Genomic DNA, 19,865 nt, shown 5'->3' with positions numbered 1-19,865 from the left:
TCAACCTCGCAGCAGGTGTTTGAGGGACGTATCGGCATCTGCCAGGCTCGCCACGTCAAGCGCAATGCTTGCAGTGATCAAGCGCTCGCACAGCTTGATGTCCCTGGCGGCGCGGTTGCCCGGAGCCCAGCCGAAAGCGCCTTGCAATCGGGCGTTGGTGTCTAGGCAAAACAGCAGCAGGCCACCGTCGGGCAACGCACGGCTGACCGACCGCGCAGTCATCGCCCCGACGGAATGCAAACCCCAGTCGAATTGGTCGGACCAGAAACCCGGGACCCTCTCGAACGGCAGTTCTTTGCCCAACAGATTCAACGCAGCGTGACGCCCCTGGGCCTCGGCGTTGCGCCAGGTTTCCTGACGCTGATAGACGCCGCCGAGACGAAACTCACAGACATCCCCCGCCGCGTAAATATCCGGTGCGCTGGTGCGCAGGCACGCGTCGACCCGAATGCCCTGCCCTACTTCCAGCCCTCCCGCCGCTGCCAGCTCAATGTTGGGTTGCATACCAATACCGACCGCCACCAGGTCACAGGGCACCCGTTGCCCATCGACCAGTTGCACGGCGTCGGCGTGGACGCACTCCAGGGCAACGTTCAAGTGCACGTCCACACCCTGCTGACGATGCAGCGCCAACAGCGCTTCACTGATCATTGGCGGCAGCGCCCGGGCGGCCAGCCGCGGCCCCGCTTCCAGCACCGTGACCTCGCAGCCCAGGCCCCGCGCCGTAGCGGCCACCTCCAGGCCGATAAAGCCCCCGCCGACCACCACCAACCTGGCGCCTGGCTTTAATTCATTGCGCAAGGCCAACGCTTCATCATGGGTGCGCAGGTAGAACACGTTGGCCTGCTCCTGGGGCAAGCGTCGCGCCCGGCCTCCGGTGGCCAGCAGCAGGCCGGCATAGGTCAACCATTGGCCGTCAGCCAGTTGCAGCCGATGATGCTGCGGCTCCAAACGGCTGGCGGGGTTGCCGGCGATATGCTCAATGCCAAGCGCAGCCAACCGTGCACTGTCGCACAGGCTGCATTCCGCCAGGTCCGTCGAGCCTTGCAGCACGCCTTTGGACAACGGTGGGCGTTCGTAGGGCAAGTGCGCTTCATCGCCGATCAGGATCAGGCGCCCGCTGTAACCTTCTTCACGCAAGGTCAGTGCCGCACGTCCACCGGCATGACCAGCGCCGACGATGATCAGGGTCTGGTTCATCATCCGGCCGTGACAGCGAGCAGTACCCGCCCCGCTTCGACCCGCACCGGGTAGGTCTTGAGGTTGACGCACACCGGCGCGCCCAGGGCTTGGCCGGAACGGTAATCGAAGCGCCCGTTGTGCTTGGGGCACTCGATCACATGGTCCATCACCAGGCCGTCCGCCAGGTGGATTTTCTCGTGGGTGCACAGGCCGGCGGTGGCGAAAAATTCATCCTCGGCCGAGCGGTACACCGCGTAGGTGTGAATACCGTGGTCGAAGCGCAGCACGTCTTCTGCTTCTATTTCGCCCACGGCGCAGACGTCGATCCATTGATCGTTCATGCATTTATCTCCAATGACTGGCTTTTACTGTGTGGCGAGCAAGCTCCCTCGCCACGGGTCGGGCGTTGGACGAAATAGCTGGGGTCGCTGCGCTGGCGCCAAATAGTCGGAATGATTTCCTGGTAGGCCTCCCACAGGTTGGCATACGGCGGCGGGCAGTCGCTGCGGATCTCTTCGTGCAGTTGACTGAGCGCGTGGTAAGGCACCATCGGGTACATGTGGTGTTCGAGGTGGTAGTTCATGTTCATGTAGATAAAGCGCAGCACCCGGTTCATGTAGATGGTGCGGCAGTTGCTGCGGTGGTCGAGCACATCTTCGGCCAGGCCCACATGCTGGCTGAGGCCGAACAGGTAGCCGAGCCAGGCACCATAGAGACTGGGCAAGCCCACCAGCATCAGCGGTAGCCAGCTGTGCAGGTACAACGCGGCGCCGATGATCAGCGCATAAATCCCAATCCATATACGTGCGGCACGGAATACCTTGGGCCATTCGGATTCAGGGATGAAGTCTTGCTCCTGGGCACTCATGCGCCCGAGCGCATGGCGGGCTACGCCGCTGAAGGTCTTCCAGGCCAGGGGCAGGTTGAACAGGCTGAGGGCCATCATCCACAGGCTCGGCGGGCGCGGCTCGACGATCTCCGGGTCGCGGCCGACGACGATGGTGTCGGTGTGATGACGGGCATGGCTCCAGCGCCACACGTGAGGTTCGAACAGGCACATGAAGCTCGCCACCTGGTACAACGCATCGTTCATCCAGCGGGTCTTGAACGCAGTGCCGTGGCCGGTTTCGTGCCAGCGCGGGTTGGACGCCGTTCCGTAGAGCACACCATAGGCGAGAAAAAACGGTACGCAGGCCCAGGAGCCCCAGAACCAATAGCCGCCAAAGCCTGTGGCCAACAGCGTCGCAGCACAGATGGCCGTGTCGAGCAAGGCCGGGCCATCGCGGCGTTGCATCAGTTCTTTCATGCGTTTGCGCGAGATGGGTGACTGGTACCAGTTGGCCGAGACCAGACCCTTTTCGGCGGCACGGGCCGCTTCGGGCCCGGTGAGGCTGTAGTCGCGTCGGGCGCGGTGAGCGGTGGGTTCAGGCATTGTTATTGTTCTCCGCAAGCGTGGGTTTCAGGTGCTTTTCGAAACCAACGATAGAGCGCAGCCAAATCACCCTCAAGGCCTTGAATCCATTCCCTATCAAGCTATCATCCAGGCCCAGCGGGGCTTGATAGTTTTCTATCAAGACGCTCAAGGGGCCTGCCATGCACAACAATAAACGCCCAACCATCGCCACCGTTGCCGCCCATGCGGGGCTCAGCGTAGCCACCGTCGACCGCGTGTTGAACGCCCGCGCTCCGGTCAACCCCGGCACGGCCGAACAGGTGTTCCAGGCTGCCGAAGCGGTGGGCTATTTTGCTGCGCGCCTGATCGGCCAGCGCATCCGCGAACGGCGGCCCACCTACCGTTTCGGCGTGCTGTTGCTGGGCACCGCCCAGGCCTTCTATGCCAACCTCGCCCAGTCAATAAACGATGCAGCGCAGCATCACGCCACCGCCAACCTGAGCTGCCAGTTCGACTACATCAACGACCGTTCACCGAATGCCATCGTCGCGCAGATCGAGCAACTGGCGGTGCAGTGCGACGCCCTGGCGGTGGTCAGCTTCGCCCATCCGCTGATCAACGCCTGCCTGGCGCAGATTCGTGAAGCCGGCGTACCAGTGGTTGCGCTGCTGTCGGATATCCATGAGCAGGCCCTCGAACCCTATGTGGGCCAGGACAACCACGTGGTCGGGCGCACCATGGGCTGGCTGCTGGCGCACACCTGCGGCGCACGCAAAGGCAGCGTGGGCATCCTGTTGGGCGGCCATCGTTTTCTCGGGCACCAGGCACGGGTCAAAGGCTTGCACAGTTACCTGGCCGAACACGCGCCGGGCCTCAAGCCGTTGGAGCCGCTGATCAACCTGGATAACTGCGACATCACCGAGGAAGCCACCCTCGACCTGCTCGCCCGCCACACCGACCTGCGCGGCCTGTGCGTGGTGGGCGGCGGTGGTGACGGCGTGATCAACGCCCTGGCGCAACTGCCCAAGCGTCCGGCGCTGTGTTGCATTCTGCAGGAGTCGACCGAACTGTCACGCCAGGCGTTGAGCCGCGGCTTGATCGATGTGGTAATGGACTCGCAGCCGCGGCAGACGGCGGCGGCGCTGGTGCAACTGCTGGTGCAGTTGCTGAATGACGAAGGCTTCGATCCGGTGCGGCATCGGGTGCATATACCACCGCAGATAGTGACCCCGGAAAACATGGGCACCTGAGACACAAAGAACACAATGTGGGAGGGGCGGTGCGACGATTCGACCTCGATGGCAATGAACCCGTCAAAAATTCAGAGGCTGAAACACCGCTATCGCGGCATGGGTATCTACGCAACTTTGTAGCTGCCGACCGTAACCACGATGCGAAGCGAGCCGCTCTTGATCTTGATCTCAGGCGCCCCGTTAAACCACGCTGGCCGGAATTCGACAGGGATTTGGGGGGTAAACCGGCAGGGATGCCGGTTTAGCCGCCCCGCGCCATGGATGGCGCGTGGCGGCGGCCCCCCAAATCACTGGCGGATTACGGGCACACCGAGCCTAAGCGAGGTGCCGAGTGGTGGGGCGAGGACCTTTTGCTTACTTTTGGCTGGGCCGGCATTCCGGTCCTTCCAAAAGTGAGCCGCTGTAAGAGCGGAACCCTAAGTAGCCGTTACCGCAGGAATGGATATGTACTCGGTCTGATCCAACATCCTGATCGGCTGTCAGGCCGCCATCGGGGGCAAGTCGAATCGTCGCACCGCCCCTCCCACATTTGGATCGCGGGGCATCCCTTAGTTAGCGGTCGACTGTCAGGTCGCCATCGGGAGCAAGCCCCCTCCCACATTTAATCTGCACACGGGCAATCCTTCACCGGCCGCGAAAATCCCCTGCACTCAAACCAAACCGCCCCATCTTGTTGTACAGCCCACCCCGCGACACGTTGAGTTGCCGGGCCGCCAGGCGGATATTGCCGCCCGTGTTTTTCAGCGCGGCGACGATGGCGTGCAGTTCATGACTGCTCAGATCCTGCGCGGGCTGGGGCTGGTAAAGAGGCGGCATCGCCCGCTGCTGGGTTTCCAGCGGCAAGTCAGCCGGTTGGATCAACTCCCCCATCGCCAGGTTGGTCGCCCGCTCGATGGCGTTTTCCAATTCACGCACATTGCCCGGCCAGCCATGGGCTGACAGCAGCGCCAGCGCCTCCGGCGAGAAACCCTGCACTGGCTTACGCAACGAACGCGCACAGCGCTGCAGGAAATGCCGTGCCAACAGCGGGATATCCTCGCGGCGCATACGCAACGGCGGCACGGTGAGGTTCAACACATTGAGGCGGTAGTAAAGATCCTCACGAAACGCACCTTCGGCCACTGCCTGGCTCAAGTTGCGATGGGTGGCGGCGATGATGCGCACGTTCACTGGCCGCGAATTTTTCGCGCCCACGCGGGTCACTTCCCCCTCCTGCAACACCCGCAACAGGCTGACCTGGGCATCGAAGGACATGTCGCCAATTTCATCCAGGAAGATGGTGCCGCCATCGGCTAATTCAAACTTGCCCGCCGCCCCACCTCGCGCCGAGCCGGTGAACGCGCCTTCGACATGCCCAAACAGTTCGCTCTGCACCAAGTCCCGGGGGATGGCGCCGCAGTTGACCGCCACGAACGGGCCGTTGCAACGCTCGCTGGCGTTATGAATGGCCTGGGCAAACAGCTCCTTGCCGGTGCCGCTTTCGCCGAGGATCAAAGTGGTGGCGTCGCCGCGACTGGCGATGCGCCCCAGGTGCAGCGCGTCCTGGATCGCCCGTGAGGTGCCCTGGATGGCGTCGAAGGTATAGCGCGCCTGGGTACCGATAAGGCGCCGGGTGATTTCGCGGATGCGGCGGTTTTCGCGCACCGACACGATCACCCCGCCCTGCTCCAGCGGGCATACCGAGACCAGGCAGGCGAGCGGGCTGCGGTCGCGCAGCTCAAAGGTGCAATCAAGGTCGCGCACCGGCTCACCCAGCGCGTCGCTCAACTCATTGCACCCCAGGCGCTGGAACGGACTGCCGATCAGCTCCAACCCCACCCCGAACAGTTGCCGCGCATAGCGGTTGAGCGCCTTGATGCAGCCATGCTCGTCCAGCACCACCAAGCCTTCGTTCAGCACTTCGAGCACCGCTTGTTGTTCTTCCAGCAACACCTGCAGCGCCATCTGCCGCGACACCGCTTCGGCTGCCGCCTGGACGGTGCCCAGGGTATGGAAATGAAACCAGCCGGGCTCGGCGGTCAGCGTGAGCATGGCCAATGTCAGGCCCTGGGCATCCTTGATCGGCGCAGCGGCGCAGTGCATGCGGCGCTGGCGCAGGGCGCCGGCGAAGTTCTCCTCGGCCAACACGTACATCAGGCGATCTTCGGCCAGCGCCAGCCCGGTGCAGTTGGTGCCCTGTACCGATTCCAACAGGCGACTGCCCACCGGGGTGATATCCAGCCCACAGAAATACAGGGTGGTGCCCTCGGCATCGGTAAGGTTGATATGGCCGCGAGGGTTATAGGCCAGCAAGCCGTGCATGACTTGCGCGGCGGCGGCGATCAGTACGCGGTGATTGGCCAGGGTTGCCGCCAGCGTTTGGGCGGCAACGAAACGGTAGTGCCTGTGACCGGGATCGATCCTTGCCTCGAGACTGCGCCGCCACGAATCCCAGATGACCTGGCGCACCTCGGCCGGGCGTTCGACCTGGCCGGACAGACACGCTCGCCAGCCCTGCTCCAACGCAGCGACGGGTCCGTCATTCAGCGCATCAGGTCCAAGGGCCGTGAGGTATTCGAGGTCTTGCACGCTGAATGTGAGGCTCATCAAGGTATCCATGTTCATATTTTTGACATGTCAGTATAGACATGTCATCTGAATGAACACATTTTGTTTACTGATTTTAATAACCTATTAAAAATCAGTTAGTTATGAGTTGGCACACCCCTTGCTCTTACCTCTATGCCAGCCAGGACTGTCCTGCGGGCCAACAATAAAAAGGGGTCACTTCATGAGTACACAGAATATCCGCCTGGGCTTGATCGGTGCCGGTCGCATGGGCAGCTTCCACGGCCTTACGGCGGCGCGCCACATCCCCGGTGCCTGCCTCGCCGCCATCGCCGATCCTACCCCAGGCCAGGCCGCACGCCTGGCAGCAGAGCTGGGGGTGGACAAGGTCTACACCGACCCGCAACAGCTGTTGGACGACCCGGAGATCGACGGCGTACTCATTGCCGCCCCCGCCCGCAGCCACGCCGAACTGGTGATCAGCGCGGCCCGCGCCGGCAAAGGTATCTTCTGCGAAAAACCCATGGCCATCACCCTGGACGAAGCCGATCGCGCCATCGCCGCTGCCGCCGACGCCCGCGTGCCGTTGCAGGTCGGTTTCAATCGGCGTTTCGCCAAGAGCTTCCGTACCGCCCACCTCGATGTCGCCGCCGGCCGCATCGGCACGCCGCAGTTACTGCGCTCGTTGACCCGCGACCCGGCGCTGAACAACCCTGCCAACTCGCCGCAATGGGTGATCTTCCTGGAAACCCTGATCCACGACTTCGACACCCTGCGCTACCTCAACCCCGGCGCCGAAGCGGTGCAGGTGCATGTGATGGCCGACGCGCTGATCGCACCGGCGTACAAAAGCCAGGGTTTACTGGACACCGCCGTGGTCACGATCCGCTTCGACAACGGCGCCATCGCCACCGCCGAGGCCAACTTCCAGGCGGTGTATGGCTACGATGTGCGCGGTGAAGTGTTCGGCAGCCAAGGCATGCTGAGCATGGGCAGCCTCAATGACTGCGACCTGGTGCGCTACCTGGCCGAGGGCATCCAGGCCGACACCCAACGAATGGACACTGACCTGCTGCGCGACGCCTACATTGCCGAACTCAACCACTTTGTCGACTGCCTGCGCAGCGGCGCCAAGCCCCTGGCCAGCGGTGAGGATGCGCGCGCGGCCCTGGCGATTGCGCGCGCTTGCATCGAGTCGTACGAAACCGGCAAGTCTGTGGCCGTGCAAGGGGCGCGGCCATGATGCCGTTCAAATTAGCCGTCAGCGCCGAGATGGTGTTCCTCGACCTGCCCTTCATCGAACGGGTCAAACGTATCCACGCCCTGGGGTTCAGCGCCGAAATCTGGAGCTGGACCGACAAGGACATCGACGCCCTGGCCGCGACCGGCGCGGACTTCACCTCGATGACCGGCTACATCAGCGGCACCCTCACCGACCCCGAAGGCAGTCGCCAACTGCTCGACAGCGCCCGCGAATCCCTGGGCATCGCAGAGCGCCTCAATTGTCCCAGCCTCAACCTGCACGGCACCGGCCTGGGCGCCGGCGGCCTGCCGGTGCAGCCGGTCAACCAGGCCACCGGCCGCATGTGGCTGAGCGCCTGCAAGACCCTGGAAAAAATCGCGCGCCTGGGGGAAGACGCCAGCCGTGTGTTCCTGCTGGAAAACCTCAACACCGCCGTCGATCACCCCGGCACGCCGTTCGCCCGCGCCGACGAGACCCTTGCGCTGATCGAAGCCGTGGGCAGCCCGCACCTGAAGATGAACCTGGACCTTTACCACGCGCAGATCGGCGAAGGAAACCTGATCGAATTGATCCAGCGCGCCGGCAGCGCCATTGGTGAAATCCAGGTGGCCGACGTGCCCGGGCGCAAGGAGCCCGGCACTGGCGAAATCCACTACCCGGCGATTGCCCGCGCGTTGCACGCCATGGGCTACACCGGCGTGGTAGGCCTGGAGGGCTGGGCCAGCGGCACCAGCGAATTGGCCCTGGAGCGCTTCCGCCAGGCATTCACCCTATAACAATAAAAGGAACACCCTTATGCATCGTTATTCATTGCTAGTGGCCGCGCTGCTGGTGCTGTTCAGCCAATGGACTTTCGCCGCGTACCGCATTGGCGTGAGCATTGCCCGGGTCGACGATAACTTCATGACCTATGTACGTAGCGGCCTTGAGGCCGCGGCGAAACAGCAGGACGTGCAGATCCAGTTCGAAGACGCCCAGGGCGATGTCGTGCGCCAGCTCAACCAGGTCGAAGGTTTTCTCAACCAGAAAGTCGATGCGGTGATCGTGCTGCCGGTCGACACGGCTGCCACTGCCAACATCACCCGCGCCGCCGTGGCGGCCAAGACGCCACTGGTGTACGGCAACCGCCACCCGGATGAACGCACGCTGCCAAAGGGCGTGGTTACGGTGGCGTCCAACGACATCGAGGCTGGGCAATTGCAGATGCGCTACCTCGCGGAAAAACTCGGCGGCCAGGGCAACGTGGCGATCATCATGGGCGACCTTGCGCAGAACGCCACCCACGACCGCACCGAGGGCGCCAGGCAGGTGCTCAAGGACTTTCCCGGTATCAAGATCGTCGAGCAGCAAAGCGCCGAGTGGCAACGCAACAAAGGCATGGACCTGACCAGCAACTGGCTGCTGGCAGGCACGCAGTTTGATGCGATCGTGGCCAACAACGATGAAATGGCAATCGGTGCGGCCATGGCATTGCAGCAAGCGGGCAAGGCCAAGGGCCAGATTGCGATCGTCGGCATCGACGGTTTGCCCGATGGTTTGGCGGCCATCAAGCGTGGGCTGCTTGCTGCGTCAGTGTTCCAGGACCCCAAGGCCCAGGCGACCCAGGCGGTTCGAGCGGCGATCAAGATGATCAAGGGCGAACCGATTGAAGCCGAAGTGTGGGTGCCGTTTGAACTGATCACGCCTGAGCAGGTGGCGGTGTTCGAACAGCGCTACAAATAAACCGAAGACAAGGAGAGCCAGTGTGGGAGGGAGCAAGCCCCCTCCCACACTGGCTCTGAATCAGTCCAGGTCACTCGCGTCATGCCGTTCGGGCAACTGCTCCTCACCCGACACCCTGTTCACCCGTCGCCCGCGCTGCACCGCCGGCCGTGCGTCAATCGCGTCGGCCCAGCGCTGCACGTGCTTGTATTCATGCACCGAGAGAAACTCCGCCGAATCGCCATACAAGCGGCCCTTGACCAGCCCGCCGTACCAGGGCCAGATGGCGATATCGGCAATGGTGTACTCATCGCCGGCGATGTACTCGCTCACCGCCAGGCGCTTGTCCAGCACATCCAGTTGGCGCTTGGCTTCCATGGCAAAACGGTTGATCGGGTACTCCATCTTGCTCGGCGCATAGGCATAGAAATGCCCGAAGCCACCCCCCAGGTAGGGCGCGCTGCCCATCTGCCAGAACAACCATGACAGGCATTCAGCCCGGGCCGCAGGCTCGCTGGGCAAGAACGCGCCGAATTTCTCGGCCAGGTATTGCAGGATCGCGCCGGACTCGAACACCCGAATCGGCGTGGCACCACTGTGGTCCATCAGCGCCGGAATCTTCGAGTTCGGGTTTACCCCCACAAAGCCACTGCCGAACTGGTCGCCGTCACCGATCTTGATCAGCCAGGCGTCGTACTCGGCGCCGGTGTGCCCGAGGGCCAGCAACTCTTCAAGCAGGATCGTGACCTTCTGCCCGTTGGGCGTGGCCAGGGAATACAGCTGCAGCGGATGCTTGCCGATCGGCAGCTCTTTATCGTGGGTAGCACCCGCGATGGGCCGGTTGATACTGGCGAAGGTGCCGCCGCTCTCGGTGTCCCAGGTCCAGACCTTTGGGGGTACATAATCAGCCATGCCACTGCTCCTCAGGGATTGTGATCAACGAAGCGTTCCAGACTAAACCAAAGACGGGTGATGCGTCACACCGGCATCCCGATCTTGTCGAGGCACCTGTACGCGCAGGGCGATAAGCAAGGCCGCGAGCAACATCAATACACCCGCACCCACAAATACCCCACCAATGCCGCTGACGCTGAACATCAACCCGCCACCGGCAGCCCCTGCGGCAATCGCCGACTGCACCGAAGCGACCACCATGCCGCCGGCACTTTCGGCCTGGTCCGGCACGGCACGGGCGACCCAATTGGACCATGCCACCGGTACACCGCCGAACGCCATGCCCCACAGCGCCAGGAGCAACGCCTGGCCCGGCAATGACACCGGCAGCCAGACCAGGGCCAGCGCCGCAATGCCTACCAGCACCGGCATCAACACCAACGTCCCACGCGGGTGGCGCACCAGCAGCCAACCGGCGAGCAAGGTGCCGACGAAATTCGCCACGCCAAAACCCAGCAGCATCAGGGCCAGCCCTTGGGTATCGACGCCGGTGGTGCTTTCCAGGAACGGGCGAATATAGGTGAACAATGCGAAATGCGCGGTATGTACCAGCACGCAACCGAACATGCCCATGGCGATACCCGGGCGCAGCAGCACTTCCAGCACGGTACGCAGGCGCGCGGTACCATTGGGCACCAGGCGCGGCAGGGTGAACGCCTGGAACGCCAGGGTCACCGCACCCACGGCAGCCGCCGCGATAAACGCACTGCGCCAGCCGTACAGGCCACCCAAGTAGCTGCCCAGCGGCACGGCGACCACGGTGCCCGCCGCAATCCCGCTGAAGATGATCGACAGCGCCCGTGGCAGGGAAGCCGCCGGCACCAGACGCATGGCCACCGCCGCCGCCATGCTCCAGAAACCGCCCAGGGCGATGCCCAGCAGGATGCGCATCAACAGCAGTACGGTCAGGCTGGAAGACAACGCCACCAGCAGGTTGGAGGCGATCATCAGCGTGGAGAACCCCAGCAGCACCACGCGCCGGTCGATGCTTCGGGTCAGGCCGGGCACCAGCAAACCGGCAAACAACGCCACCACTGCCGTCACCGTCACGGCCTGGCCGGCCAGCGCCTCCGAGACACCCAGGTCCAAGGCCATGGGGGTCAACAAACTGGCCGGCAGGTACTCCGCCGTCAGCAAGCCGAACACCCCCATCGCCAAAGAAAACACCGCCAGCCAGGCCGGCTCCGTCACAATCCCGGCAGGGGCTTGGGCTGCATTGTCATTCATCACAGGTCATCCTCGGATCATTGGCAAGGCGGCCAGTCTAGGTTTGCCCGCCAGGATGATCTATGATGCAAACCCTTGAGTTTTTGACCGAAACCCCGAACATGACTGCCGCGCATGCTTTTACCCTGTCTTCCGACCTGATCAATGAGCTGCTGCGCGGCATGCGCCTGCGGGGCGTGCAGTACCGCCGCATCCAGGCCGGGCCGAGCTTCGGCATGGGCTTTGACGCCAAGCCCGGCCACGCCTATTTCCACTTTCTCGCGGCCGGCCATGCGACCTTGCGCGGCGAGGACGGCAACCTTTTCGAGCTGTCGGCGGGCAATGCGGTATTCATTGCCCATGGTGGCGCGCATGCACTGTTATCCGATGCGAGCGCCGGTGTGCACGATATCGGCGATTTCGACAGTGCACCGTTGGGGGATGCGGTCTGCGCCGTGGATGCCTCCCCTAATGCGACGCCCAGCACCTTGCTGTTCAGTGCCTGCATGGAGTTCGAACTTGGCAGTATCCAGGGGCTCGGCAACCTGATGCCGGCGCTGATGCTGATCAATGCAGGGGGCCAGCGTTACCCCGGCCTGATGCCGATCCTGGCGGTGATGGAACGGGAAGTCTCCACGGCCCGCATCGGCTTTGCCGGCATCCTCGCGCGCCTGGCCGATGTGGTGGCGGCGATGATCGTACGCGGCTGGGTCGAATGCGCCTGTGGCAACGCCTCGGGCCTGGTGGCGGCGCTACGCGACCCACGCCTGGCCCGCGCCCTCCTCGCCCTACACCAGCAACCGGGCCGCGACTGGAGCGTGGCGGAACTGGCCGCGCAGTGCCATACCTCGCGCTCGGTATTTGCCGATCGCTTCCAGGCCATCCTCGGCATACCGCCGTTGCGCTACGCTACGGAACTGCGCATGCGCCTGGCCACGCAGTGGCTGAGCCTGGAGCGCATGCCCATCGAAACCGTCGCGCAACGCCTCGGCTACACCTCCCAGGCGGCGTTCAGCCGTGCGTTCAAGCGCATCACCGGGCAACCGCCCGGGGCGGCCCGCAGTTCAATGTAGCGACCGTCCCTTCAAGCATTGCGCACCCTGATCATGAAGCCTTAATCTCGTCAGCCAATCACACCGCGAAAGCAATGGAGGCTGCATGAAACTGGTCGGAATGCTGGACTCGCCTTACGTACGCCGCGTGGCGATTTCCCTGGACTTGTATGGGGTGGAGTTTGTGCATGAACCGCTGTCGGTGTTCAGCACCTACGCGCAATTTGCCCAGATCAACCCCGTGGTCAAAGCCCCCTCCCTGGTGTTGGACGACGGGACGGTGCTGATGGATTCGAGCCTGATCCTCGATTACCTGGAAGCACTGGCGCCGGCTGACAAGAAGCTGCTGCCCCAACAACCGGCAGCACGCGCCCACGACCTGCAACTGCTCGGACTGGCCCTTGCCGCCTGTGAAAAGAGTGTGCAGATCGTCTATGAACACAACCTGCGCCCAGCCGAAAAGTTACATGCACCGTGGATCGAACGCGTCAGTGGGCAATTGCTGGCGGCCTATGCCCTGCTGGACAAGCAACTGGCAGACAGTGAAGCGCTGACCCAGGCATCCATTACAGCAGCGGTCGCCTGGTCGTTCAGCCAGTTCACCGTGGCGTCGGTGGTGAAGGCGGATGCGTTCCCCAACCTGAAGCGCCATGCTGAACGCCTGGAACAGCACCCGGCGTTCAAACGCTACCCAATCGCCTAAGCATCGCAGTTCATATGTGGGAGGGGGCTTGCCCCCGTGACGGCCTGACAGCCGGCGCCTCTCTACCTGACACCCAGGATCTAAATGTGGGAGCTGGCTTGCCTGCGATGACGTCGGCCCAGCGAACATTGATGTGGGTTGACCCACCGCTATCGGGGGCAAGCCCCCTCCCACTCGCGATCTTCACAATTTTTTGGAACCGCGTTTCTACACCCAGCCGCCGTCAACGATAAAGTTTTGCGCCGAACACATCGCCGAGGCATCCGAGGCCAGAAACAGGGCCATATTGGCGATGTGTTCCGGCATCACACTGCCAGGCAGGCACTGGCTACGGGCGATCAACTCCCGAGCCGCATCATCCACCCACATGGCCAATTGTTTTTCCGTCATCACCCAGCCCGGCACCAGTGTGTTGACGCGGATATGGCTCGGCCCCAGCTCCCGCGCCAGGCCTCGGGTCATGCCGTGGGCGGCGGCCTTGCTGGCGGCGTACACCGGGTAGCCGGCAGACGCCATCATCCAGCCGACCGAGCCCAGGTTGATGATCGAGCCGCCACCCGCCTCTTTCATCATTGGCACCACCGCCTTTGCGGCAAAGAAGGCGTGCTTGAGGTTGACAGCGATCAACCGGTCAAACATTTGCGAGTCGATTTCTTCCAGGCTGTGGCGCACATCATTTGCCGCATTGTTGACCAGCACCGTGATCGGCCCGAGGGAATGCTCGAAGCGCCGGATTGCCGCACCGTAGCCAATCTCATCGGTGATATCGCAGCACTCGAACTCGACGGTGTGGCCCTTAGAGTTCAGCAGCGCCGCCAAGCGTTCACCCTGGCTTTGCGCGCGATCCACAAACGCCACTTTGGCACCCTGGGCGGCAAAGGCCCGCACCATGAATTCGCCAATCCCTGACGCCCCGCCGGAGATCAATACGCTCTTGCCCTTGAGGTCGGGATAAATGGCGTGTTCAGTACTCATAACGTAGTGCCTCGATCAATTAGTCTTATTTTATTTTACGAAATCGGCGTTAAAGGCTATAAATCTGCTGGATAACCGGTGAAATATCTCACATTAGTAGAACTATTCAACCCAAAAACAACAAAAGGAAGTTCGACATGAAGCACCCTCGATACCTGTTGTCCGGTCTGGCGCTGTCCATGCTGATCGCCAGCGGCGGCGCTCACGCCGCCGGCCTTACCAGCGAGCACAAGCCTTTCGGTAAAACCAATGACGGCACCGCCGTCGAACAGTACGTGCTGCGCAACAGCCATGGCATGCAAGCCACGGTAATTACCTACGGCGGCGTATTGCAGTCGCTGAAGGTGCCTGACAAAAACGGCAAGCTCGACGACGTAGTGCTGGGCTTCGATGACGTGCAAGGCTATCAAGGCGGTACTGCATTTTTCGGCGCAACCATAGGCCGCTTCGGCAACCGCCTGGCCGGCGGTGCCTTTGAACTCGACGGCAAACGCTACCAGGTGCCGCTCAACGACGGCCCCAACTCGCTGCATGGCGGCGCCCAGGGCTTCGACAAACAGGTGTGGCACGCCGAGCCCGTCAAGGACAAGGATTCGGTGGGCGTCACCCTCACCTACCTGTCCAAGGACGGTGAAATGGGTTTCCCCGGCAACCTGAAGACCGAAGTCACTTACCGCCTCAACGACAAGAACGAACTGCACATCGACTACAAGGCCACCACCGACAAACCGACGGTACTCAACCTCACCAATCACAGCTACTTCAACCTCGCCGGCGCGGGTAACGGCGACATTCTCAAGCAGGTCGCCACCTTGCACGCCAGCCACTACACGCCGGTGAATGCCACCTTGATCCCCACCGGTGAGCTGGCTCCGGTCAAGGGCACACCGATGGACTTCCTCAAGCCCACGCCTATTGGCCAGCACATCAAGGCGGACCATCCGCAGCTCAAATTTGCCGAGCCGAAACAAGGCGGGTTCGACTTTAACTGGGCCTTGGATACCAAAGGTGATGTGAAGCAGCTTGCTGCCCAGGTGCATGACCCTGAGTCGGGGCGGCGCTTGCAGCTTTACACCAGTGAGCCTGGGGTGCAGTTCTACACCAGCAACTTCCTGGATGGTTCGGTGAAGGGCAAAGGTGGCAAGACGTACCAGCACTGGAGCGGGTTTACCCTGGAGACCCAGCATTTTCCGGATGCGCCTAACCAACCCGGCTTTGCCTCAACTCGCTTGAATCCAGGGCAAACCTATATCCAGAACACCATTTTCAAGTTCACCGCCGATTAAAACTGTGGGAGGGCTACACCCCGATGAGCATAGGTATCTGCACAACTTGATAGCAACCGACGGTAACCACGATGCGAAGCGAGCCGCTCTTGATCTTGATCTGCTTTTGATCTCAGGCGCCCCGTTAAACCACGCTGGCCGGAATTCGACAGGGATTTGGGGGGTAAACCGGCAGGGATGCCGGTTTAGCCGCCCCGCGCCATGGATGGCGCGTGGCGGCGGCCCCCCAAATCCATGGCGGATTACGGGCACACCGAGCCTGGGCGAGGTGCCGAGTGGTGGGGCAAGAGCCCTTTGGTTACTTTGGGGCTCTTTTTTCCAAAGTGACCCGCTGTAAAAGCGGAACCAATATCAGCCGTTACCCAAATAACGGATATGTACTCGGTCTGATCCAGCATCCTGGTCGGCCCCGAGGCCGCCATCGGGAGCAAACCCCCTCCCACAGGTCCGGCGTAACGCCAAAGTTGTGTAAATACCCATGCCCCCAGTAAAAGCTCGCACATTCCTCCCCACCCACTAAGCTCAATCTCGAACAAAAACAGCGAGCAGCCCGCCATGCCCCATCTCACCGAAACGTTCCGCAGCCGCTACCGCGCCAACGTGAGTCGCCATTACAACCCCTGGCTACACGCCGCGTTCGTCCTCGGCTACGGCATCACCTGTATCACCCTGGCCTGGTCCTCCACCGCACAGATCACCGCCCTGCAGTGGCTGACGGTGCCCTTGACGCTGGTGTTCTTCAACCTGTGCATCTACCTCGTGCACCGTCACCTCGGCCATCACAAACACTCATTCGCCCGGCTGTTCTACGCGCGCCACACCGGCGATCACCACAGTTTCTTCACGCCCGGCCACATGACCTACGACAGCCCGCGTGACTGGCGCGTCATCCTGTTCCCCGCCTGGCTGATCGTACTGCACAGCCTGGCCATCACCCTTCCCGGCTGGTGGCTGCTCAAGCAACTGAACCCCAACGTGGCGGGGTTGTTTGCCGGGTGCATGATCCTCGGCTACCTGCTCTACGAGGTGTTCCACGCCTGCGAACACTTGCCCGCTGAACACCCGGTGGCGCGCCTGCCGTGGATTCGCCAAATGCATCGCCTGCACGCCCTGCATCACCGTCGCGAGCTGATGCAGGGGCGCAATTTCAATATCGTGTTGCCGTTGATGGATTACCTGTTTGGCACGCTGCATTGGGAGCCGACCACAAAAAAAGGGGGCAGCCCAAATGGACTGCCCCCTGCTTCACACTCCTAGATCACTCAGCGCACGATAGTCTGGCTGCAGATGTGGCCCAGGCTGACGTATTGGGTGATATTGCCGCCTACGCCCACGCCCGGAAACTCCTTGAGCTCGATGCGCCAGCCACCTTCGTTGAACCAGGTTTCCCAATTGTAGGTCTGGCCCGACGCGCTGTCCGGGTACCGCACTTTATAGTCGCCGGAGCAAGTGCCCAAGGCGACATTGCCCGAAGCTGCACCCGTGATGCCGGTCTTGGCCTCATAGTTGACCCAGTTGTAAGTTGCACCAAAGTGCTTGTCGACCCGCAGCACTGGGGTGACCCCGCGCAATGGCTCACCGGTGCTGTCCGACCATTGGGTGCTCCAGCTCAGATTGCGGGCTGCCTGGGTGGCCAGCTGGAAGATCGAGCTGGGAATGCGCACTACGTTATCGCCGTTCACGTTGTGCTGGTTCAAGCGAGGCGCCGAACCCAGGGTCAACTTGTACTGCGCCTGAGGGTTCAACGCCACCGCCGGGTTCGCCCGCACACGTACCTTGACCGTGTAGCCCGGCGTCAGGTTCGGATAGGTGGAGGTGGAATCCGGCTGAATCACTACCCAGTTATTACCGTCGAAACGCTCGAAGATCCACTGGTTGCGCGTACCCGCACCATCATCACCCAGGAACATGCCGACACCCTGGCCACGCAGCGACGTGAAGGAGAAGTAATCCACATCATTGACGCTGTCGAGGTTACCGGTCACCTGATTCAGCGCATCCGGCAGGGCAAATGCGGTTTGCTCGGTATCGTTGGGCTCGTAGGCATCAATGTTGCTGTCTACCGCCACGCCGAAGCTGAACTGCGAGTTGCTCGCGGCATTGGCCACCATGAACCAGTAGTAGTCACCGGCCGGCAATACACCGTTGAGGTACTCATCGGCATTGCCGGCGTTATCAGACGTGCCCAACGGGGTCAGATTACCCTGCCCGTCATCGTGGAACAGGGTCAGCGACATGTCGGTGCCGACACTCTGGTTCAACAACTGCACCTGAATTCGCGCATTCTTCGGCAGGTTGAAGTGGTAGGCGATCTGCGCGCCGGTCTCCACCCCGGTCAGCGTGTAAAGGGTGTTGATATCCAGAGTTGGAAACAGCGGAGTGAAGGCAGCAACCGCCGCTTCCTTGAGTTTCGCCTGATCGGGCTTTACCAACTCGCCTACCTTGGCATCAACCACCGCATTACTGGCAATTGCCTTGCCGGCTGACACCTTGGGCTTGCCGGCCTTGGCTGCATCGAGCTTTTGCTTGAGTGCGTCCGAGACAATGGCCTTCTCTACTGTGCCACCTTGTTTCAACGCTTTGTCCACGGCCTGCTTGACCGTCTGCGCACTGAGCTTGGGAGGGGTTTGCTCGGCCAGGGCAAAGGCCGAAACAAAGCAGGAGGCCATCATGGCCGCGCCTAGCATAAGGGCTTTTTTCGATTTCATTTTTTATCCATCCATAGTTAAAAAATTGAAGCTCAGGTGACCGGTGACATCCGGTCACCTGGGATGGACTGTAGGACAATACTGTATTTATGTACAGTATTTTAACAAAATATGTGCTCCTGGCTTGTTACGCGAGTGAGCCCTCCTTCTATGGAATTGGGATATCGCACCACCTGCGCCAAACCTCCCATACAACCATTTGGATGATACAAATACTCGCGAGGCGATACGGCCACAAAGCCCAGCGCCTCAGCGTCAAGGGAACAGATGCCAGCTCAGCTTCGGTCACAAGGCCGGCTTTGAGATAAGCCTTAGGCCCTGACAGGATATCGACCATCAGGCTCATGCGATGATACCTGTCGATCATCCGATTTCTTTTCCAGAAACGCTTATGTAGACGAACCTTCTCGTTCTCACTGAAGTAACTTTCCAGCTCATCCAGCTTTGCGTATTCAGCAAACACTATCAGTCCCAAGACGACACCCGACCCAGCGAGCCACACAATGGTATATACAAGAAAAGGGGACATCGTTATGTCCCCTCGGGTTGGAATATCAGATCGCCGTCGATTTCCATGACTCTTCCGCCTACAAACGCACCACCCTCACCAAAAAAAGAGCCTCCCGCAGACCCGCCAACAGCCCCTCCGATAATTCCACACGCCAGTTCACCGTTGCCTTTCAGTGAAATACCTAATGCAATCCGGCATGCACTGCGAGCAATATTTGCAGCAGGCTTGCCCACAAGAGCAGCGCCTAATACTCCAGCCATCAACCTCCCCGTCTCCACATATTTCGCTCTTTTGCATTGCACCTCCCTTCCCACCACACACGCCTCCCTGATTTCCAAACCCGCCACGCCTACATCCATAGCCAGCCCCACATAAGTCCCATTCCCCAGCCATTTCGAAGCCTGCGCAACTGCCCCGATCCGCTGTGCATACCCTGCTATTTCGCCTTTATGCAGGTAGCTCTTGGTTGAAACGCCAAGCACCTTTTTCAATGACTGATTCCCCCTCAGCCCTGTCCCAAACCGCGCTGCACCTTGCAGTTGCCTATCCAGGTTCCCGAACAGCATCTGCCGTTGTCGAACAAACTCAACCCGGTCCAAGCCACCCCCTTTCAACCGCTGATGTAACTGTTCAATCGACTCGAGCGTAAGCACCACCTCATCCAGATGTCGCCCCCACGCAGATGTCGCACCCCCCACGCCTATCGAGCCATACCCCAACAGGCTCTGCAGCAGGTCATAGTCATTGATCACTGCTGGCCCAGCCGACGCATCCAGTGCCAGTCCTCGGTGAATTTCCTCGGCATAGCGCATCAACCAGGCTTCTTCGGCACTGCAAGTTACGCTGTAATTATCAGGAATAATCACCAACTGTCCTGGCGTCACCAGCTTATGGCGCAGGTGCCGATTCAACACATCGAAATGATCAGAGCGCTGCCGATTCAACGCCCCACCCATTAGCCTGGACTTCAAACTGAGGTAGTCCGTGGTGCGGTCGTTGAGGTATGCCTGCGCCATGCCTTACATCTCGAATGCCATGAAGATGGCATCGAAATATAAGCAAGCGCCTACAGCCCGGACACAAGCAGGCGGGGGTCAAACAATACGTTTGGGAAGTTGCCTACACAGCAAAAGATAAGCGCCTACGGAAGA

General features: G+C 61.3%; 18 protein-coding genes. 8 read left to right on the top strand and 10 right to left on the bottom strand.

The features are described 5' to 3' along the window. From JH25_RS02850 to JH25_RS02860, 3 genes are read right to left on the bottom strand one after another with little or no spacing between them, the layout of a single operon-like run. The gene (locus JH25_RS02850; protein WP_032880444.1) at nucleotides 1-1,200 is read right to left on the bottom strand and encodes an NAD(P)/FAD-dependent oxidoreductase; all 1,200 of its coding nucleotides are present in this window, start codon (nucleotides 1,198-1,200) and stop codon (nucleotides 1-3) included. Further along, entirely contained in the window at nucleotides 1,200-1,523 is a 324-nt protein-coding gene (locus JH25_RS02855; protein ID WP_032880442.1) for a MocE family 2Fe-2S type ferredoxin, read from the bottom strand. Before JH25_RS02855 ends, JH25_RS02850 begins: the two co-directional genes overlap by 1 nt. Then, nucleotides 1,520-2,614, bottom strand: coding sequence for a fatty acid desaturase family protein (locus JH25_RS02860; RefSeq protein WP_032880440.1), 1,095 nt, complete (start codon nucleotides 2,612-2,614; stop codon nucleotides 1,520-1,522). Before JH25_RS02860 ends, JH25_RS02855 begins: the two co-directional genes overlap by 4 nt. Before the next feature lie 161 nt (nucleotides 2,615-2,775). Here JH25_RS02860 and JH25_RS02865 point away from each other — a divergent pair, with 161 nt between their 5' ends. Then, the gene (locus tag JH25_RS02865) at nucleotides 2,776-3,825 is read left to right on the top strand and encodes a LacI family DNA-binding transcriptional regulator (RefSeq protein ID WP_032880438.1); all 1,050 of its coding nucleotides are present in this window, start codon (nucleotides 2,776-2,778) and stop codon (nucleotides 3,823-3,825) included. Nucleotides 3,826-4,452: 627 nt separating this feature from the next. On the opposite strand, the gene JH25_RS02870 is transcribed toward JH25_RS02865, so the two are convergent. After that, nucleotides 4,453-6,414, bottom strand: a complete 1,962-nt coding sequence (locus tag JH25_RS02870) for a sigma-54 interaction domain-containing protein (RefSeq protein ID WP_032880436.1) — start codon at nucleotides 6,412-6,414, stop codon at nucleotides 4,453-4,455. Nucleotides 6,415-6,598: 184 nt separating this feature from the next. On the opposite strand from JH25_RS02870, the gene JH25_RS02875 reads away from it, so the two are divergent. From JH25_RS02875 to JH25_RS02885, 3 genes are read left to right on the top strand one after another with little or no spacing between them, the layout of a single operon-like run. After that, nucleotides 6,599-7,618: a Gfo/Idh/MocA family oxidoreductase gene (locus tag JH25_RS02875; RefSeq protein ID WP_032880434.1), complete on the top strand. Its 1,020-nt coding sequence runs from the start codon at nucleotides 6,599-6,601 to the stop codon at nucleotides 7,616-7,618. Then, the gene (locus JH25_RS02880; RefSeq protein ID WP_032880432.1) at nucleotides 7,615-8,394 is read left to right on the top strand and encodes a TIM barrel protein; all 780 of its coding nucleotides are present in this window, start codon (nucleotides 7,615-7,617) and stop codon (nucleotides 8,392-8,394) included. The genes JH25_RS02875 and JH25_RS02880 overlap by 4 nt, the downstream gene beginning before the upstream one ends. 19 nt (nucleotides 8,395-8,413) lie before the next feature. Beyond that, on the top strand, nucleotides 8,414-9,340 hold the full coding sequence (locus JH25_RS02885; RefSeq protein WP_032880429.1) for a sugar ABC transporter substrate-binding protein: 927 nt from the start codon (nucleotides 8,414-8,416) through the stop codon (nucleotides 9,338-9,340). Between the two features lie 60 nt (nucleotides 9,341-9,400). Here the strand turns inward: JH25_RS02885 and yghU are convergent, their stop codons facing one another. Both yghU and JH25_RS02895 read right to left on the bottom strand, forming a co-directional pair. Then, entirely contained in the window at nucleotides 9,401-10,231 is an 831-nt protein-coding gene (yghU, locus tag JH25_RS02890; protein ID WP_032880427.1) for a glutathione-dependent disulfide-bond oxidoreductase, read from the bottom strand. Between the two features lie 42 nt (nucleotides 10,232-10,273). Beyond that, nucleotides 10,274-11,500, bottom strand: coding sequence for an MFS transporter (locus JH25_RS02895; RefSeq protein ID WP_032880424.1), 1,227 nt, complete (start codon nucleotides 11,498-11,500; stop codon nucleotides 10,274-10,276). A 65-nt stretch (nucleotides 11,501-11,565) separates the two neighbouring features. On the opposite strand from JH25_RS02895, the gene JH25_RS02900 reads away from it, so the two are divergent. Together JH25_RS02900 and JH25_RS02905 are read left to right on the top strand one after the other, a co-directional pair. After that, nucleotides 11,566-12,552 carry an AraC family transcriptional regulator gene (locus tag JH25_RS02900; protein WP_050549438.1) on the top strand — a complete coding sequence of 329 codons (987 nt, stop codon included), beginning with the start codon at nucleotides 11,566-11,568 and terminating at the stop codon, nucleotides 12,550-12,552. A gap of 85 nt (nucleotides 12,553-12,637) precedes the next feature. Then, nucleotides 12,638-13,234, top strand: coding sequence for a glutathione S-transferase family protein (locus JH25_RS02905; protein WP_032880423.1), 597 nt, complete (start codon nucleotides 12,638-12,640; stop codon nucleotides 13,232-13,234). Nucleotides 13,235-13,441: 207 nt separating this feature from the next. On the opposite strand, the gene JH25_RS02910 is transcribed toward JH25_RS02905, so the two are convergent. Further along, the gene (locus JH25_RS02910) at nucleotides 13,442-14,209 is read right to left on the bottom strand and encodes an SDR family NAD(P)-dependent oxidoreductase (protein WP_032880421.1); all 768 of its coding nucleotides are present in this window, start codon (nucleotides 14,207-14,209) and stop codon (nucleotides 13,442-13,444) included. Nucleotides 14,210-14,346: 137 nt separating this feature from the next. On the opposite strand from JH25_RS02910, the gene JH25_RS02915 reads away from it, so the two are divergent. Both JH25_RS02915 and JH25_RS02920 read left to right on the top strand, forming a co-directional pair. Beyond that, nucleotides 14,347-15,495: an aldose epimerase family protein gene (locus tag JH25_RS02915; RefSeq protein WP_032880420.1), complete on the top strand. Its 1,149-nt coding sequence runs from the start codon at nucleotides 14,347-14,349 to the stop codon at nucleotides 15,493-15,495. Nucleotides 15,496-16,050: 555 nt separating this feature from the next. Beyond that, nucleotides 16,051-16,752, top strand: a complete 702-nt coding sequence (locus tag JH25_RS02920; protein ID WP_032880418.1) for a sterol desaturase family protein — start codon at nucleotides 16,051-16,053, stop codon at nucleotides 16,750-16,752. Nucleotides 16,753-16,757: 5 nt separating this feature from the next. Here the strand turns inward: JH25_RS02920 and JH25_RS02925 are convergent, their stop codons facing one another. The 3 genes from JH25_RS02925 to JH25_RS02935 all read right to left on the bottom strand — a co-directional run bounded on the left by JH25_RS02925 (nucleotide 16,758) and on the right by JH25_RS02935 (nucleotide 19,730). Next, complete coding sequence (locus JH25_RS02925; RefSeq protein ID WP_032880416.1) at nucleotides 16,758-18,203, bottom strand: hypothetical protein; 1,446 nt, start codon at nucleotides 18,201-18,203, stop codon at nucleotides 16,758-16,760. 148 nt (nucleotides 18,204-18,351) lie between these two features. Next, nucleotides 18,352-18,732, bottom strand: coding sequence for a hypothetical protein (locus tag JH25_RS29145; RefSeq protein WP_032803630.1), 381 nt, complete (start codon nucleotides 18,730-18,732; stop codon nucleotides 18,352-18,354). A 2-nt stretch (nucleotides 18,733-18,734) separates the two neighbouring features. Further along, nucleotides 18,735-19,730, bottom strand: coding sequence for a hypothetical protein (locus JH25_RS02935; RefSeq protein WP_032880414.1), 996 nt, complete (start codon nucleotides 19,728-19,730; stop codon nucleotides 18,735-18,737). Nucleotides 19,731-19,865 lie beyond the last annotated feature (135 nt).

It is taken from the genome of Pseudomonas sp. BRG-100 (genome assembly GCF_000737955.1).
Taxonomy (GTDB): Bacteria; Pseudomonadota; Gammaproteobacteria; order Pseudomonadales; family Pseudomonadaceae; genus Aquipseudomonas; species Aquipseudomonas synxantha_A.
Note: the sequence above shows the minus strand (reverse complement) of the source record. Positions and strands in the feature narration are given on the sequence as shown.

What these genes read in the sequence shown, in the direction of transcription:
- JH25_RS02850 (WP_032880444.1), bottom strand. Translation starts at nt 1,200, where the DNA reads ATGAACCAGACCCTGATCATCGTCGGCGCTGGTCATGCCGGTGGACGT.
- JH25_RS02855 (WP_032880442.1), bottom strand. Translation starts at nt 1,523, where the DNA reads ATGAACGATCAATGGATCGACGTCTGCGCCGTGGGCGAAATAGAAGCA.
- JH25_RS02860 (WP_032880440.1), bottom strand. Translation starts at nt 2,614, where the DNA reads ATGCCTGAACCCACCGCTCACCGCGCCCGACGCGACTACAGCCTCACC.
- JH25_RS02865 (WP_032880438.1), top strand. Translation starts at nt 2,776, where the DNA reads ATGCACAACAATAAACGCCCAACCATCGCCACCGTTGCCGCCCATGCG.
- JH25_RS02870 (WP_032880436.1), bottom strand. Translation starts at nt 6,414, where the DNA reads ATGAGCCTCACATTCAGCGTGCAAGACCTCGAATACCTCACGGCCCTT.
- JH25_RS02875 (WP_032880434.1), top strand. Translation starts at nt 6,599, where the DNA reads ATGAGTACACAGAATATCCGCCTGGGCTTGATCGGTGCCGGTCGCATG.
- JH25_RS02880 (WP_032880432.1), top strand. Translation starts at nt 7,615, where the DNA reads ATGATGCCGTTCAAATTAGCCGTCAGCGCCGAGATGGTGTTCCTCGAC.
- JH25_RS02885 (WP_032880429.1), top strand. Translation starts at nt 8,414, where the DNA reads ATGCATCGTTATTCATTGCTAGTGGCCGCGCTGCTGGTGCTGTTCAGC.
- yghU (WP_032880427.1), bottom strand. Translation starts at nt 10,231, where the DNA reads ATGGCTGATTATGTACCCCCAAAGGTCTGGACCTGGGACACCGAGAGC.
- JH25_RS02895 (WP_032880424.1), bottom strand. Translation starts at nt 11,500, where the DNA reads ATGAATGACAATGCAGCCCAAGCCCCTGCCGGGATTGTGACGGAGCCG.
- JH25_RS02900 (WP_050549438.1), top strand. Translation starts at nt 11,566, where the DNA reads ATGCAAACCCTTGAGTTTTTGACCGAAACCCCGAACATGACTGCCGCG.
- JH25_RS02905 (WP_032880423.1), top strand. Translation starts at nt 12,638, where the DNA reads ATGAAACTGGTCGGAATGCTGGACTCGCCTTACGTACGCCGCGTGGCG.
- JH25_RS02910 (WP_032880421.1), bottom strand. Translation starts at nt 14,209, where the DNA reads ATGAGTACTGAACACGCCATTTATCCCGACCTCAAGGGCAAGAGCGTA.
- JH25_RS02915 (WP_032880420.1), top strand. Translation starts at nt 14,347, where the DNA reads ATGAAGCACCCTCGATACCTGTTGTCCGGTCTGGCGCTGTCCATGCTG.
- JH25_RS02920 (WP_032880418.1), top strand. Translation starts at nt 16,051, where the DNA reads ATGCCCCATCTCACCGAAACGTTCCGCAGCCGCTACCGCGCCAACGTG.
- JH25_RS02925 (WP_032880416.1), bottom strand. Translation starts at nt 18,203, where the DNA reads ATGAAATCGAAAAAAGCCCTTATGCTAGGCGCGGCCATGATGGCCTCC.
- JH25_RS29145 (WP_032803630.1), bottom strand. Translation starts at nt 18,732, where the DNA reads ATGTCCCCTTTTCTTGTATATACCATTGTGTGGCTCGCTGGGTCGGGT.
- JH25_RS02935 (WP_032880414.1), bottom strand. Translation starts at nt 19,730, where the DNA reads ATGGCGCAGGCATACCTCAACGACCGCACCACGGACTACCTCAGTTTG.